Below are 15,596 nucleotides of genomic sequence, written 5' to 3' on the forward strand. Positions count from 1 at the left end.
TGGAACCGCGTATGCACATCATCGAGACGTATTTCGAATGCTGCGGCTTCGACCACACCTTCATCCAGGGCGGCACGTCCGTCTACCTGTGGAACCTGTCGAAGAAGTTCGCCCAGAGCGGCCACCGGGTCTCCATCGTGACCCCGGCCCACGGGCGCCTCGACGACCTGCGCACCCGTTACGAGGTCGAGGACCTGCCGTACGAGGACGCGTACACGCTGCCCGTCCCGCTCGACCCGGACGTGTGGCGGGACTTCCCCGCCGAGGCCGCGCTGGCGCTCACCACCACCGCGCACCGCATCCGCCTGGACGGCGTCGACCTGTACTTCCTCGCCAACGACTGGCTGAACCGGCTGCCGGACACCTTCTACCCGCCGTACCAGAGCAAGGGCAGCGACCTGGTCTTCTTCAAGCCCCTGGTCTTCCAGGTGGACGCTGTGCGGTTCCTGCGTACCTGGTTCGGTGACGAGAAAGCGCTCGTACACGCGCACGAGCCCTACTACCACTACCTGCTGCCCGCGGCGCTGCGCGACGACCCTTCGAAACTGGTCGTGAGCAACGTGCAGAGCAACATGCCCATCGCGAAGAAGGTGTACGGACCCGAGGTGCGGCGGTTGCTCGAACTGCTGGGTGCTCCGCTTCCGGCGCGTGCTCCCGAACCGCCCGTCGCCGCGCCCGCGGCCATGGTCCAGTACCAGCAACTCACCCATCTGCACTACGAGTACGGGCCGGACAACCTCGCCGTCTACGAGCTGACCGCCGACCACTCCGATCTGATCGACTTTCTCTCGCCGGGCCAGCTGGACTTCTACGCCGGTTTCCGTGACACCCCGTTCGAGGATCTCTTCGGACGCCTGCCGATCGCCGACGTGGTGCGCCGCAACGCGCACAAGATGTTCGTCGGCGGCTGCGCCGTCTCGGACCAATGGCTGGCCTGGGACCCCGCCGACGTCGACCGCACCGAGGTGCTCGAAGGGCTGGGCCTGGACCCGGACCTGCCGGCCTTCTTCCACAACGCCCGCTACGCCGTCCACCACAAGGGTCAGCTGGAGCTGGTCCGCGCCGTCGACCGGGTGCTGAGCGAGGGACTCGCGGCCAGCTTCGTCATCCGCTGCATCTCCGGCAGCGGCATCGACGACCCGTTCTTCCACGAGGTCGCCGCCCGGCACAAGGGGAGGCTGCACCTGGAGTGGGAACGGGTCCCGGAGCGGCAGGTGTTCGGGTACGCGGCCGCCTCGGACTTCTGCCTGTTCCCCTCCAAGTTCGAGATGGACACGTTCCTCATCGCACAGGGCGAGGCCATGGCCGTCGGCTCGGTGCCGATCGCCACGGACCAGCGGGGCATGGCGCACTTCGGACACGCGGACCCTCCGGACTCTGCCACCGGCTTCGCCGTGAACCGTTCGTTCGCCGAGGACGACGAGTTGCTGGTCGCCGCTCTCGCCACCCGCATCCGTCAGGCGGCCGCCCTGTGGCGGGAGGAACCCGAGCGGTACCGGGAGCTGGCCCGGCGGGCGTCCGCCGTCGCCCGAGTGTTCACCTGGGCCCACTGCGCCGATCTGCACCTGACGGAGTTCGCCCGGCTGTGGCAGGGCGAACCCCCTCGGCTCGATCCCGAGCTCGCCCTGCGGCACGGCTGGTTCGACCTGGTGGAGGACCCGGCACGCACTGCGGAGGCGGCCCTTGCCCGCGGTGATGTGGACGCCTACGAGCGCCATGCGCTCTTGGACGACGCCGCGGTCCGGCAGTTGTTCGACGCGGCCTGGGCACGCGCCGACTTCGCCGCGTGCGAGCGCGCCGCGGAGCGCGGCCGGCCGGGCGTGATCGGCGCCGACGATCTGACTCGGCTGCGCACGCGCGCCCGCCTCACGCCGGACGGCTCCCTGCTCTACCGGCTCCCGCAGGCGGTCCGGGTCGAGGTCGTGTCGCCGGCCTCCGACAGCGGCCCGCGGGCGCGGCCCGGCGTACGCGCTCTGGAACGCACGGCCCCGGGCACGTTCACGGGTCCGGCACCCGGGCCGGGCGCGCTGCTGCTGCTCACCCTGGACTCCGGTCGCGTGGTCTGGGACGAGGTGCGCCGTGACTGACCGTACCGGGGTGCGCGCCGTCCTCCTCGCCGGTGGGGAGGGCCGGCGCATGGGGCCGCTCGGCACCGGCCGCCTCAAGCCGCTGATCCCCTACGGCGGCGCCTGCCGGCTCATCGACTTCAGCCTCGCCAATGCGCACCGGTCCGGGCTGGGCGAGGTGTTGCTGCTGTCGCAGTTCGAGGAGCGGCAGCTCATGGACGACCTGCACCAGGTGTGGAACGCCCGGCCCGGCCTGCGGGTGCACTTCGGGCCGTACGACTCCGCCTACCGGGACGCGCCCGCCGGCCTCCTTCCACGCCGCCTCCCGCCCCGCTCCGGGGCACCGGAGCGGGGCACGGCCGATGCTCTGATCCGCAAGGCGCCCTACATCTTCGGCCCGGGCACGGAACAGGTGCTCGTGCTGCACGCCGATCACGTCTACCGCTTCGACTACGGCCCTCTCATCGCCTCGCACAGGGCGTCGGGAGCCGCCCTGACCATCGCCTACCAGCGCATCGAGCGACGTTGGGTGCATCTGTTCGGGATGGTCGACTTCGACGCGGACAACCGCCTCACACAGTTCGTCGAGAAGCCCGAGCAGCCCACCTCCGACCTGGTGTTCGCGGCGTTCTGCGTCTTCGACGCCGAGGTGCTCCACCGCCACCTCGAACAGCTCGAGGGCACCGACTGGCAGCACGACATCAGCCGCGACGTCATCCCGGCCATGCTCGCCGCCGGCGAGGACATCCGCGGCTACGAAGTGCACGGGCACTGGGCGGACATCGGCACCGTCGAGCGGTACCACCGGGCGCACCTGGCCCTCGCGGACCATCCGCGCGCCGGTCTCCCGGCGGACCGGATGCCGTGCACCGTGCGCCCCGACGTGCGGCGCGCCTGGATCTCCGACTCCCCCGGCGTTCGTTCGTCCTGGGTGCCCCAGGATCTGGTCAACGAGGGGCAGGTGGAACGCAGTGTGATCTTCCCCGCGGTCCGGATCGGTGCGGGCGCCAGGGTGCGTCGCAGTGTCGTCCTTCCGGGTGCCGCTGTGCCCGCGGGCGCCGACATCGATGCGTCGGTCGTTCTGGAGAACGGGACGATCCAGCCCATAGCGCGGACAGAAGGAGTACTGACGTGACCGTTTCCTCGAGCATGTACGACATCCTGGTGGCGGGCGGGGCCGGTGTGGACACCATCGTCCGGGTGCCAGAACTCAGGGTGCCGCCCGGCGACTCCGTGTTCGTACCACCGGTGCGTGACTACGTGGCTCACACCGGCAACGGCGTCGCCCGCGGCACGCACGCCCTGGGGCTCACCACCAAGTTCATCGACTTCCTCGGCGCCGACGCACAAGGCCACCAGATCCTCGCCGCGTACGCCACGTCCGGGCTCGACTTCAGTCACGTCGTCTCGCCGCACGGCACTCCGCGCGGGGTCAATCTCGTCGACGCGCAGGGGCGGCGCTTCTCCTTCTACGACGGCCGCCATCCGGCCGACCTGCGGCTGCCCCGCGCCTTCTACCTGCCCTTCCTGGAGCGGGCCCGGCACGTGCACCTGTCCATCACGGGCGTCACGCTGGACATGTATGCCGACATCCACCGCCTCGGCGTCCCCTGCTCCACGGACCTGCACGACTGGGACGGTGCCAACCCGCACCACCTGGCCTACGCCGTCGCCTCCGACTACGTCTTCATGAGCGCCGCCGCGGTCCACGAACGTCTCGACGAGGTACTGCGTTCCATCCTGGACCGGGGCCGCGCGCGCCTCGTCGTCGCCACCGACGGGGCAGCCGGCTGCCACGTCCTCGAACGCGGCGACACGAGCGTGCGGCACTACCCCGCCGTACGACCGGAGCGTCCCGTCGTGGACAGCAACGGCGCCGGGGACGCGTTCGTGAGCGCGTTCCTGTACGCACTCGCGCAGGGAAGGCCGGTGGCCGACTGCGTGCTCGCCGGATCGGTGTCCGGAGCGTTCGCATGCACGAGCGCGGGCACGCACACCGAGTTCATCGACCGGGACGGGCTGCGGGCGGGCTGTGCGCGCGCCGGGGCCGACGGCTGACGACGGGAACGCTCGACGTGCACATCATCACCTTCTCCTTCGAATGCGGCGGCTTCGACCCACGCCTGATGCGCGGCGGACTGTCTCCACTGGTGTGGCAGCTCTCCCGCCGTTACGCCGCGCACGGCCACCGCGTCTCGCTGGTCACGCCGGGACACGGGCACGTGGACCGGCTGCGGGCCGCCCACGGCATCGAGGACCTGCCGCACCTCACCCGCACCCGCACGGTGCCTCTGGCGCTGGATCCCGAGGTCTGGGCCTCATGGCCGGCCGACCTGGACGTGGACGTGACGACCACGGTGCACCGGCTGCGTCTGGACGGCGTGGACGTGTACTTCCTGTCCAATGCGTATCTCGACCTGCTGCCCGACCGGCTGTATCCGCCACCGGGCGTCGAGGGCAGGGACCTCTCCCACTTCAAGCCGCTGGTGTTCCAGGCCGAGGGGCTGCGGTTCGTCCAGGAGTACCTGCGGTCGGAGGACGAATCCGCCGTGGTGCACGCCTTCGAACCCGCCTATCACTACCTCTTGCCCCCGGTTCTCGCCCCCGATCCATTCCTCCACACGGTCAGCACCGTCGCCGCGAATGCCCCGATCGGGCAGAAGGTGTACCGGCCCCAGGTGACGCGGATGCTGAAGCTGTTCGGCGTGGCCGACGTGGACCTGGACGCGCTGGACGGCCCGCCGCCCGAGGAGCGCTCGACGCGGGCGGTACTCTCGCGCGCCCTGGCCGGGACCCGGATGCACGTCGAGTACGGCCCCGACCACGTCGGCCTGTTCCCGTTGATAGCCGCCCACGCTGATCTGGTCGACTTCGTGTCGCCGGGACAGCGCGCGTACTACAGCACATTCCGGGACACGCCCGTGCAGGCGCTCTTCGAGACGCTGCCGGTGGCCCGGACGCTGCGGCAGCGCGCCGACCGCGTGATCACCGGTGGCTGCGCCGTCACGGACTCCTGGCTGGCGCGCGACACGGCCTCGGTCGACCGGCACCAGGTGCTGCGCCGTCTGGGTATCGATCCGGCACTTCCGGTCTTCTACCACGCGGCACGCTACGCGGTGCACCACAAGGGCCAGTTGGAACTGATGCGGGCTGTCGAGGAACTGCTGGACGACGGAGTGGAGGCCGGGTTCCTGCTCCGCTGCTCCACGGGAGACGGCGCTGCGGCGAACGCGTACTTCCAGTCCGTGGCCGACCGCCACCCCGACAGGCTCCGGCTCGCGTGGGATCTCGCGGACGAGGACACCCTCTTCGAGGAGGCGGCGTGCGCCGACTTCTGCGTCTACCCGTCCAAGTTCGAATTGGACGGCTTCCTCATCGCGCAGGCCGAGGCGATGGCCTGCGGAGCCGTGCCGATCGCCACCGACCAGCACGTCACCCGGCACTTCCGGCACGCTCTGCCGAGCGGACATCCCGAGGCGACGGGCTTCTCGGTGCCCGGCTCGTTCCGCGACGACGACCCGGCGCTCGCCCGCGGCCTGGCCGCGCGGATCCGCACGGCGGTCGGTGTCTTCGCCGCGCACGTCGACGGTTCCGACCCCACCTATGCCCGGCTGTCCGCCAACTCGCGCGCCCTGGCCCGGAGGTTCACCTGGGAACGCGCCGCGCGCACCCGGCTGGACGCCTTCGAGGGGCTTCTCCATGGCCGGGTCCGGCCGTTCCCCGTGCGCGAGGCGATCGCGTACGGCTGGTTCGACGACCTGCCCGCGAGCGCCTGGGACCAGCACCCCGAGGAGATCCGGGAGGCGGCGCTCACCCGCGGGGACCTCGGCGCGTGGGAGCGCGCGGGCGGGGCGGTGGATCCGCAGGCGTGTGAACGACTCTTCGAGGCCGCGTGGCGGGAGGCCGAGTTCACCACCGCGCTGCACAACGCCGTGGTGGCCGGTCGCTCCGACCTGACCGCCCGGGTTCACGACCGGGGCACCGTTCGACGTACGGCGAACGGCCGGTGGGAGGTGACGTACCGGCATGAGCACGTGGCTCGGGTGGAGGCCGTGCTGGAAGGTCGGAGGGGCGCTCGCACCGGATCGGACGCCGTCTCGGGCGGCTCCCGGCCGGCCGCGGGCGAGACCGCCGCGGAGGCCCTCGCGTCCGACGAGCCGGTGCCCCCCGGCACCGGCGCCGTGTTCCACGCCCTGTCTCCCGAGGAGGGTCGGCCCGGTTCCTTCCGGGCCGTACTCGACGCCGCTCCGGCGGGGCGCGACCTGTCCGTCATGCTCACGCTGGCCTCCGGTCACGTCCGCTGGGACACCCTGCCGCTGCGCCGGCCACCGTTCCGGCTGGTCGCAACCGATCTAGACGGGACCCTGTTGCGTGACGACCTGACCGTCTCTCCACGAACCCGTGCCGCCCTCGCGGCGGTGACCGACGCGGGAGCGCACCACCTCGTGGCCACCGGACGCCCGGCCTCGGCCTGCGCGCACATCCTCGACGCCCTCGGATACCGCGGTCTGGCCGTCTGCGGACAGGGCGCCCAGCTGTACGACGCCGGCTCGCGACGGCTGCTGTCCTCGGCCTCCCTCGGCCGTACGCTCGCACGCCGCGTCGTGGCGGGCGTGGAGGAGAGGCTCGGTCCCGTCGAGCTGGGCGTCGTCACGGCGCCGCCGGACAGCCGGTTCAAGGTGACCGAAGGCTTCGGGCAACGTGTGCGCCACGGCTGGGACGTGACCACCGACCGGGATCTGTTGTGGGACAGTCCCGTCGACAAGCTGATCCTGCACCATCCCGAGGTCGACGAGGACCGGCTGGCCGCGCTCACCCAGAGTCTGTTCGGCGACGAGGTGACGGTCGTCCACTCCGTGAAGGGCATGGTGGAGGTGCTGCCGCCGGGTACGACCAAGGCCGCCGGGGTCGAACGCGCCGCCCGGCTGCTGGGCTGCGCCGCGAGCGACACCATCGCCTTCGGCGACATGCCCAACGACGTCCCCCTGCTCGCCTGGGCGGCGCACGGCGTCGCGGTGGCCAACGCCCACCCGGCCCTGCTCACCGCCGCCGACGAGATCGCACCGCCCAACGAAGAGGACGGGGTTGCGGTGGTCCTGGAGCGGTTCTTCACCCCCGGGGCGCAGAACCGCCGCGCCCCCTCCGAACGTCACGCATGACCGCCCAGAAAGGGCACTTGACCATGGCCGACGCCCTTGTCCGCCTTGCCCGCGCCCACGGCGTGGCGACCTCCTACAACACCGACCGCGGTGTCCGCGTCGACGTCGCGCCCGACACCCTGGTCGCCGTTCTCGCCGCCTGCGGGGTGGACGCCGCCACCCCCGCGGCGGCGCGGGACGCCCTGGCCCGGCACGAATTTCGCTCCCGTACCCGCCTTTTGCCCCCGTGCGTCGTACTCCGGCAGCCCGAGACCGTACGGCTGGAGGCGCTCGGCCTGCCGCGTGACACCGAGGGCCACGTGGAACTGGAGAACGGTGCGGGAAGGGCCGCACTCGACGATCCGCTGCCCGCCGGACTGCACACCCTGCACGTCCAGGGCCCGACCGGTGCCGGCGACTGCGCCCTGCTGGTGGCCCCGGCACGGCTCGCGGTCCCCGAGGGCCGACACTGGGGCTTCCTCGTCCAGCTGTACTCCGTGCTGTCGCGACGCTCCTGGGGCATGGGCGACCTGGGAGACCTGGCGGACCTCGCCGCATGGTCGGGGCGCGCGCTGGGTGCCGGATTCCTCCAGTTGGGTCCCCTGCACGCCGCCGAGCCGGGACCGCTGACCGACCCGTCGCCCTACCGGCCCAGCTCACGCCGCTTCCCCGATCCCCTGCACCTGCGGGTGGAGGCGATACCCGAGTACGCGTATCTGGACCCGGCCGAGCGTCGCGACGTCGACGCCTGCGTGGCACAGGCGCGCGCCCTCAACGACAGGGTGCTGCGGGGACAGTCCCTGATCGACCGGGAGACTGTACGCGCCCTCAAGCTGCGTGCCCTGCGCGGCATCCACGGGGCGGCGCCGCTCAGTCCCGGCCGCGCCGCTTCCTTCGCCTCTTTCGTCCAGCGCGAAGGTGATGAACTCACCGACTTCGCCACCTGGTGCGCCCTCGCGGAGGTACACGCCGGCGACTGGCACACGTGGCCTGCCGACCTGCGCGATCCACGCTCGGCAGCAGTCGCCCGAGCCCGCACCGAACTCGCCGACGACATCGGCTTCCACCAGTGGCTCGCCTGGCTCACCGACGAGCAGCTCGCCGACGCCCAGCACCAGGCCCACACCGCGGGCATGCCGATCGGGCTCGTGCACGATCTCGCTGTCGGCGTCTCGCCCCACGGCGCGGACGCCTGGGCGTACCAACGCTTTCTCGCCGCCGGCATGAGCGTGGGCGCGCCACCGGACGACTTCAACCCGCACGGCCAGAACTGGGGACAACCCCCCTGGCGGCCCGACGCGCTGGCGGCCGCGGCCTACCGCCCGCTGGCGGGTCTGCTGCGCGCCGGGCTCCGGCACGCCGGCGCGCTCCGTGTCGACCACGTCATGGGCCTGTTCCGGCTGTGGTGGATCCCCGACGGCTGCGCGCCGGACGCCGGCACCTATGTCCGCTACGACTCCGACGCACTGCTCGCCACACTGATGCTGGAGGCCAACCGGGCCGGCGCCGCCGTCATCGGGGAGGACCTCGGCACGGTGGAGGCCGGCGTCCGGGAGCACCTGGCGGACCTCGGCGTGCTGGGCACCTCCGTGCAGCGCTTCGAGTACGTCGGCGGGTCGGAGGGCCGGCATGGACCGCTTCCGCCCGACCAGTGGCGTCAGGAGTGCCTGGCCACACTCACCACCCACGACCTGCCGACCACCTCCGCGTGGCTGAGCGGCGAGCATGTGGAACTGCGCGCCGGGCTCGGCCTGCTGACCCGCCCCGAGACGGAGGAGAAGGCCGAGGCCGCCGCCGAACGCGATGGCTGGCTCGCGGAGCTGACCCGGCTCGGCCTGCTGCCGGACGGCGCCGATTCCGAGGACCGGGATGCCGCCCTCGTCGCACTGCACGCCTTTCTGCTGCGTACCCCGGCACGGCTCCTCGGTGTGTGGCTGCCGGACGCAACAGGGGACCTGATGCCGCAGAACCTGCCGGGGACATCGGCCGCGGTGCACCCCAACTGGAGGCTTCCCGTGGCCGACGCCACCGGGTGCCCGGTCCCGCTGGAGGATCTGCCGGACCACCCGCTGCTCCGGAGAGTCACCGAGTTGTTCACGCCTTCCCACCGTTCACGAGTCCACTGAGCAAGGAGAGAGATGTCAGGCCAGGTTCTTGCCCCGGTCGAGCCGGGCGTGCGCGAGGACGCCACCGGCTTCGACCTGCTGGCGCCCGAGGGCACCGCCTACCGCGTGGACCTCACCACAGGGGTGTTCGACCAGGAGAATCCGCTCCTCGCGCGCGCACTCATGGGCCGCAGGGTCGTCGCATTCGTCAGCCCCACGATCGAGGGACTGCACGGTGACCGGCTGCGCGCCTATCTCAACGCCCATGTCGATCCGGGGGACTGGAGTGTCCACACGCTGCGGACCGGCGAGCAGCAGAAGACGCTCGCCGCCGCGGAGGACGTCTGCGCCACCGCCAAGGCCGCCGGACTCGACCGTCATGGGGTGATGCTGGCGGTGGGCGGCGGAATAGTCGCAGACGTCGTCGGCTTCGCCGCGTCCATGTACGCGCGCGGTGTCCGCTACGTCAAGGTCAACACGACGCTGGTGGGGCAGGTGGACGTCGGTGTCGGTGTGAAGACCGGTGTCAACGCCCTGCGCACGAAGAACATGCTGGGTGCCTACCACCCGGCTCACGCCTCCATCAATGATCCCGCGTTCCTCACCACGCTGCCCCCGCGTGAGATCCGCTGCGGACTCGCGGAGATCGTGAAGATGGCGGTGATCCTGGACGAGGAGCTGCTGCGGACCCTTGAGGATCACCCGGACGTCTTCCTCGGCCGGCCGTCCGCCGACGGCCGGCTGGAGGAGTATGTGCTGCGGACGTCGATGCGCCTGATGATGGAGGAGCTCTGCCCGAATCTCCGCGAGCACGAGCTGGCGCGCCTCGTCGACTTCGGGCACACCTTCAGTCCGGTGATCGAGACGGCCGGCAACCACCGCCTCGAGCACGGGGAGGCGGTCGCCGTCGACATGGCCCTCTCGGCACACATCGCACGGCTGCTCGGGCTGGCGGACGCGGACACGTGCGAGCGGATCGTGCGCCTGCTGCGGCGCATCGGGCTTCCGGTCTTCGACACCCTCACCTGCACACCCGAACTGATGATCCATGCGTTGCGGGCATCCTGGGAGCGGCGCGGGCGCAAGCTGCACCTGGTCGTGCCGACGGCACCGGGCAAGGCGACGTTTGTCGAAGAGCTGGGGGACGTCCCCGAGTCGTTGCTGCGCACGGCTCTGTCAGCGCTGGCGCGGGATACGGAGGGGCACCATGTCTGAGGCCGTGGACGGCGGGGCGGTGCGCAATCTGCGCGAACTGTTTGCGCCCAAGGAACACGACCACGGTGGCCTCGGCACCATCCTGGCGCACCGGGTCTACGCCCGTCGGAGCGGGCGGCGCGGGGCCGAGTTCGTCGATCTGGCCGTACTGCCGCCCGGCACCTCGATCGGCCGGCACCGGCACGGCGCCGACCGGGAGACGTATGTCGTACTCGACGGCAGCGGGTTGATGTTCCGGGACGGCGAGGACTTCCGGGTCGGCGCGGGCGATGTGATCGCCAATCGCCCTTTCGGCGAGCACGGCCTCGTCAACGACGGCCCGGGGGATCTGCGACTGCTCGTGTTCGAGGAGCCCGAGGCTGCGGGGCCGCACACCTCCGCCGCCGCGTCCGGGGAGGCGACGGCGTGAACCTCATCGACACCGAGGCTCCTTTCGTCGTGGTGGACGTGGGCGGCACCACCCTGCGCATCGCGGACTACGATCCGATGACCGGCGCCCTGTCCGGTACACGCCGCACGCCCGTCGATGGCATGGCCCGCGACCCGAACGCTCCCGTGCCCGTGCTGCAGGAACGCGTCGTCGAACAGTTGGCCCGAGAGATCGGTGCCCGAACCGCGCGGGACGGCGGCCGTTGCGCACCGCGCACCGTCGGCGTGGCCTTCGCCGGGCCGGTCACCGCCGACGGCCTCGTCCTGGCCGCCCCCACGGTCTGGGGCGGACGGAGCGAGCCACTGCCCCTCGGTGCCCTGCTCACGGCGCGCGTCGGCGCCCCGGTCGTCGTCGTCAATGATCTGACGGCTGCCACCTGGCGCTACGCCGCCACCGAGAGCCGGCCCTTCTGCCTCATCACGGTCAGCTCCGGCATCGGGAACAAGGTCTTCCGCAACGGCGAGGTCCTGCTGGACCCGGGCGGCCACGGCGGGGAGTTGGGGCACTGGACCTACGACGCCTCCCCTGACGCCCTGCCGTGCGACTGCGGGGGCCGCGGCCACCTGGGGGCGATCGCCTCCGGCCGCGGTGTGCTCGCCGCCGCGCGACGGGCGGCGGTGACCGACCGGGGGGCGTTCGCCGCCTCCCGGCTGTCGGCTCTCGCCCACGGCCGTCCCGAGGCGATCGACAACCGTGCCATCGCCTCGGCGGTTCGGGCGGGCGACGCCTTCGCGACTGCCGTCCTGCGCACCACCGTCACTCCCCTCGCCCAGGCGATCGGGTCCGTCTTCACTTCGATCGGCATCTGCCGCTACCTCTTGATGGGCGGCTTCGCGCTGGCCGTCGGTGAGCCCTACCGCAGGCTGCTGGTGGCCGAGTTGACCCGGCTCGGCTGTTTCGGTCTGGACGCGGACGCCATCGACGCGATGGTGGCGCTCGGTGCCGCCGATGACGATCACGGCCTGCTGGGCGTCGGCCGCCTGCTCGGCGCGCGCCTGCCCGCCGGGGCCGGGCAGGTGGTCGGATGAGCACCGTCCTGGTGATAGGCAGCGGCTTCGTCGGTACCGGCATCGCCCGGCATCTCGCAGCCCACGGGCACACCGTCACCCTGGCGTCGCGCGGGCGGCCCTCAACGTCGCCCACGACGTACGGGGCACGCTGGGCGGCGCTGGACGCCACCGTCCCCGAGGCGTGCGACAGGCTTCTGACCCGACTGCGTCCCGACGGCGTGGTCCTGGTGCACGGCCCGTCCGACGTGACCTGGTGCGAGGAGCATCCGGGTGAGGCCGAGCAGGCTCACGCAGCGGTAGCGGGCAACGTGGCATCCCTGGCCCCGGGGGCCCGTGTCGTGCTCATCTCCACGGACAACGTCTTCGACGGCTCCTTGCCGCACAACACCGAGTCCACGCCGGTACGGCCCGCGAACGCATACGGCCGCGCCAAGCTCCGTGCCGAGCAGATCCTGCTGGCCACGGCGGCCGACGCCGTGGTGCTGCGCGTGAGCCTCGTCTACGGCCACGAGCCGGCGGACGCGGGGAAGTGGCTGAACTTCTTCGCGTCCTGCGCTCATCAACTGTTGCTAGGTGAAGCGGTGCACGCGCCCGACGACCATTGGACGACCCCGGTGACCGTCTCCGACGTGGCCCGGGTCACCGCCTCCGTGCTCTTCGCCCCTGCCCCGCTGCCCGAGGTCCTCCACCTCGGCGGTCCGGACCGGGTCACCCGGGCCGAGTGGGCGCTGACGATCGCCGACCTGCTGGGCGCGCCGCGGAGGTTGGTGGTCCCGGTCCCGAAGGCCGCGACGCGGTACGCCTCCCGGCCCGAGAACGCGTGTCTGACAAGCACGTCGCTGCCCGGCCTGCTCGGTCTGCCCCCGGTCGACGGTGTCGCCGCCGGGGCGCGGAAGCTCGTCACCGCTTTCACGGGGCGCCACGCGATCAGCCGGACACCTCCGGGGACAGGGCCGGTGTCGACGGAACCGGACCGGGAACGCGGGTGAAGCGGGCACCGGTGAGCTTGAGGGCCGCTGGCCGCCCGTCCTGATCCCGGAGCACCCGCAGTTCCTCTCCCACGTACGCGCCGTCCAGTCCGGTCAGACCGCCCTGCGGAGTGGTACCGAACCGGCTGGCCGGAGCGCGGAAGCGGGAAGGCTTGGTGCGGGTGCTCACCGGTTGCAGCAGCACGCTGCCGTCCGCCTCCATCTGGATGGCGTGCGGACGCGGGCCCTGGTACCAGTAGCCCGTGAGGTCCAGAAGGTGGGGCGACAGGTTTTGCGGCGCCCACTCGTCGGGCAGAGGCAGCGTCTGCTCACCCACGATGTCGAGCAGTTCCAGGGCCCGGCTCGGGCTCAGCCCGGTGCTGGCGTTGCCGACGATCACTGCCCCCGTCCGGCGTTCTCGGTCCACCCAGATCGTGGCCAGGAATCCCGGTATGCCGCCGGGGTGTCCGATCAGAGTGCGTCCCTGGTGCCGTACCGCCTGCAGGCCCAGTCCGAATCCGGCGCCGGGCTCGTCCTCATGGGCGGACAGCCGGGTCGGTTCGGCCATTTCGGCCAGCGTGTCCGGGTGGAGCACCTCGGCGCAGTCGCCCAGGAGGAACTCCGCCCACCTGGCGAGGTCCGCCGGCGTGGACCACAGCGCCCCGGCGGCGGCCATGGCGCGGGCGTCCTGGACCTCTTCGGCCACGAGCGTCGGCGCCCACGGGTGCACGCTCCATCCCGGAGCGGCCTCGGCACCAGGATCCGTGCCCGTCCCTCTCATGCCCAGTGGGGCGAGAACCTCCCTGGTCAGCACGTCTGCCCAGGGCTCCTGCCGAATCCTCTCGATCACCGCGCCCAGAAGGGCGTACCCGACATTCGAGTAGTGGAAGCGCTCCCCCGCCGCGCAGAGAACCCCGGCCCCGCGCCGCAGCGGATCGGCCGGCCCCTGTCCGCTGTACGGCCAGTCACAGCCGGGCGTCATGGTCGTCAACCCCGCGGTGTGACTCAGGAGTTACTCAAGGGTGCGGTCTCCGATTCCGGTGCCCGGCAGATACCGGTCCAGCGGGTCGTTCGTCCTGAGCTCACCCCGGTCCCGCAACCGCATCACCAGAACGGCTGTGAAGGACTTCGTGAGCGACCCGATCCGGTACTGCGTGTCCAAGGTCGGCGACCCGCCACCCACCCGTCCGCGGACGCCGGTCCAGGCCGTCCGTCCTTCGACCAGGGCACAGCCCGCGACGGACGGGACCCGCCCCAGGGCTTGGGCGCGAGCGAGCCGGCTCAGGAGCAACTTCCCGGTTCCGCCCATCGGTTGGGCCGTGGGATCGGCGGACGGCTGAGGCAACGGAGCCATGGGGGACACTCCCGTCGTAGGTCTCGCACGGACGCCCCGACTTAACCAGCGACCACACGCACACTGCAAGAGATTCCCAAAAGATGCAGCAAGAACTTGCTCTCGACCATCCACCTCGCGCCCACTCCGGACCGTGACGCAATCTCCGACGGGTCTCGACGTGAGATAGCAACCAGTTGAAGCGGGACAGTCCATCACCCATGGCCGAAAGTTTTTGCAGCAACTTGCGCAAGAGCGGTCACCGGCTCAAGGATTCGTCGCATGTCCCGCATGAAGCGCGTGAAGCGCACCCTCGCCCTCGCCGCCGTGAGCGCGGCCGGCCTGCTGATGACCGTGGCGGCCACCCCGTCCGTCGCAGCACCCGCCCAATCGCCCGCTCCGGCGTGCGTGGAGTACTACCAGAGCTGGCGTTACACGGACGTCGTCAACAACTGTGCCGAGACCGTGGCCGTCACCGTCGAGTACACGAACGGCCAGGACGCTCCGTGCCGCGTCATCGCACCCGGCGCCTGGGCGACCTTCGCCGGCTACGGCACGGACGGCAACTACGCGATCGCGGTGCGAACGTGCGAGCCGTCCGTTGCCGAGGTAGCCCCGTAAGAACTGCTGAAGCAACCATGCGCCTCACGCGGCCGTCGATGACCGAAGCCGCCTCCTCCTCAGCGTTCGGCCTGCCGGCCAGTGCGGGCACGGGCGCCGCGACGGCGGCTGGTCATCCGGCCAGGTGCTTGCCGAAGAAGTCGGTGAGCTTGGCGACGGCAGCTGTGACGTGTTCGTCCCTGTCGTACAGGTCGATGTGCGTGGCGCCGTCGATGACGAACAGTTCCTTGGGTTCGGCCGCCCGTTCTATCGCTTCCCGGCTGAAGTACGCGGTCTCCGCCTCGGAACCCACGATCATCAGCAAGGGGCGGGGGGCGATGAGCCGGATCATCGCGTAGGAGTCGTACTGGGCCAGTTGGTCGGCGCTGCGCAGGACCCACCCCTGGACCGCTCGAGGGTGGTATCCGCGCGGGGTCCGGTAGAACTCGTAGGTCTCCCGGAACTGCCGGGTGCCAGTCGCCAGCATGTCTTCGGCGTCGTCGGGGATCCAGGCCACTGTCTCCGGAGCCTCGCCGCGAGCCTGGGCGGTACGCGCCGCCGCGGCCCGGTCGAGCAAGGCCGTGAGGACCGCGGGGTCCTGGGCGCGGCCCAGCCCTTCACGGATCACGGAGCCCATGAGCCCTTTTCAACCTGACGCCTTGGTCCGGTAGTTGGGCTGACAACGTGGTGAAGCCCCTGGTAGATGGGTTTTCGACCAAGAGAACCGTCTC

General features: G+C 71.3%; 11 protein-coding genes and 1 pseudogene. 10 read left to right on the plus strand and 2 right to left on the minus strand.

Going from position 1 to position 15,596, the window contains the following annotated elements; translation table 11 throughout:
• The first annotated feature begins 11 nt into the window (after nt 1–11).
• The 9 genes from AB0E77_RS32365 to AB0E77_RS32405 are packed head-to-tail and all read left to right on the plus strand — an operon-like array spanning nt 12 to nt 12,953.
• Entirely contained in the window at nt 12–2,087 is a 2,076-nt protein-coding gene (locus AB0E77_RS32365) for a glycogen/starch synthase (RefSeq protein ID WP_361577986.1), read from the plus strand.
• Nucleotides 2,080–3,201 carry a sugar phosphate nucleotidyltransferase gene (locus tag AB0E77_RS32370; RefSeq protein ID WP_361577988.1) on the plus strand — a complete coding sequence of 374 codons (1,122 nt, stop codon included), beginning with the start codon at nt 2,080–2,082 and terminating at the stop codon, nt 3,199–3,201. The genes AB0E77_RS32365 and AB0E77_RS32370 overlap by 8 nt, the downstream gene beginning before the upstream one ends.
• Before the next feature lie 14 nt (nt 3,202–3,215).
• Complete coding sequence (locus AB0E77_RS32375; protein ID WP_108988871.1) at nt 3,216–4,124, plus strand: PfkB family carbohydrate kinase; 909 nt, start codon at nt 3,216–3,218, stop codon at nt 4,122–4,124.
• Nucleotides 4,125–4,141: 17 nt separating this feature from the next.
• Complete coding sequence (locus tag AB0E77_RS32380) at nt 4,142–7,225, plus strand: HAD-IIB family hydrolase (RefSeq protein ID WP_361577991.1); 3,084 nt, start codon at nt 4,142–4,144, stop codon at nt 7,223–7,225.
• Nucleotides 7,226–7,248: 23 nt separating this feature from the next.
• A complete protein-coding gene (gene malQ, locus AB0E77_RS32385) occupies nt 7,249–9,330 on the plus strand; it encodes a 4-alpha-glucanotransferase (protein WP_361577993.1) in 2,082 nt (693 codons plus the stop codon).
• A 12-nt stretch (nt 9,331–9,342) separates the two neighbouring features.
• Nucleotides 9,343–10,524 carry a sedoheptulose 7-phosphate cyclase gene (locus AB0E77_RS32390; RefSeq protein ID WP_361577996.1) on the plus strand — a complete coding sequence of 394 codons (1,182 nt, stop codon included), beginning with the start codon at nt 9,343–9,345 and terminating at the stop codon, nt 10,522–10,524.
• Nucleotides 10,517–10,933 (plus strand): cupin domain-containing protein, encoded by a 417-nt coding sequence (locus AB0E77_RS32395; RefSeq protein WP_087788927.1) that lies wholly within the window; start codon nt 10,517–10,519, stop codon nt 10,931–10,933. Before AB0E77_RS32390 ends, AB0E77_RS32395 begins: the two co-directional genes overlap by 8 nt.
• A complete protein-coding gene (locus AB0E77_RS32400) occupies nt 10,930–11,982 on the plus strand; it encodes an ROK family protein (protein WP_108988845.1) in 1,053 nt (350 codons plus the stop codon). The genes AB0E77_RS32395 and AB0E77_RS32400 overlap by 4 nt, the downstream gene beginning before the upstream one ends.
• Nucleotides 11,979–12,953 carry an FAD-dependent oxidoreductase gene (locus AB0E77_RS32405; RefSeq protein WP_087788929.1) on the plus strand — a complete coding sequence of 325 codons (975 nt, stop codon included), beginning with the start codon at nt 11,979–11,981 and terminating at the stop codon, nt 12,951–12,953. Before AB0E77_RS32400 ends, AB0E77_RS32405 begins: the two co-directional genes overlap by 4 nt.
• Here AB0E77_RS32405 and AB0E77_RS32410 read toward each other — a convergent pair.
• A pseudogene (locus AB0E77_RS32410) lies at nt 12,892–14,481 on the minus strand (serine hydrolase domain-containing protein). The gene AB0E77_RS32405 and the pseudogene AB0E77_RS32410 overlap by 62 nt on opposite strands.
• A gap of 66 nt (nt 14,482–14,547) precedes the next feature.
• Between AB0E77_RS32410 and AB0E77_RS32415 the strand changes: the two are divergent.
• Nucleotides 14,548–14,886: an alpha-amylase gene (locus AB0E77_RS32415; protein ID WP_007388238.1), complete on the plus strand. Its 339-nt coding sequence runs from the start codon at nt 14,548–14,550 to the stop codon at nt 14,884–14,886.
• A gap of 112 nt (nt 14,887–14,998) precedes the next feature.
• On the opposite strand, the gene AB0E77_RS32420 is transcribed toward AB0E77_RS32415, so the two are convergent.
• A complete protein-coding gene (locus AB0E77_RS32420) occupies nt 14,999–15,502 on the minus strand; it encodes an alpha/beta hydrolase (RefSeq protein ID WP_361577999.1) in 504 nt (167 codons plus the stop codon).
• Between the last annotated feature and the right edge of the window lie 94 nt (nt 15,503–15,596).

It is taken from the genome of Streptomyces sp. NPDC032940, from assembly GCF_040636935.1.
Taxonomy (GTDB): Bacteria; Actinomycetota; Actinomycetes; order Streptomycetales; family Streptomycetaceae; genus Streptomyces.

Bases quoted from the DNA above. Each gene is read 5' to 3' on its own strand.
- AB0E77_RS32365 (WP_361577986.1), top strand. From the start codon at position 12: ATGCACATCATCGAGACGTATTTCGAATGCTGCGGCTTCGACCACACC.
- AB0E77_RS32375 (WP_108988871.1), top strand. From the start codon at position 3,216: ATGTACGACATCCTGGTGGCGGGCGGGGCCGGTGTGGACACCATCGTC.
- malQ (WP_361577993.1), top strand. From the start codon at position 7,249: ATGGCCGACGCCCTTGTCCGCCTTGCCCGCGCCCACGGCGTGGCGACC.
- AB0E77_RS32390 (WP_361577996.1), top strand. From the start codon at position 9,343: ATGTCAGGCCAGGTTCTTGCCCCGGTCGAGCCGGGCGTGCGCGAGGAC.
- AB0E77_RS32395 (WP_087788927.1), top strand. From the start codon at position 10,517: ATGTCTGAGGCCGTGGACGGCGGGGCGGTGCGCAATCTGCGCGAACTG.
- AB0E77_RS32405 (WP_087788929.1), top strand. From the start codon at position 11,979: ATGAGCACCGTCCTGGTGATAGGCAGCGGCTTCGTCGGTACCGGCATC.
- AB0E77_RS32415 (WP_007388238.1), top strand. From the start codon at position 14,548: ATGTCCCGCATGAAGCGCGTGAAGCGCACCCTCGCCCTCGCCGCCGTG.
- AB0E77_RS32420 (WP_361577999.1), bottom strand. From the start codon at position 15,502: ATGGGCTCCGTGATCCGTGAAGGGCTGGGCCGCGCCCAGGACCCCGCG.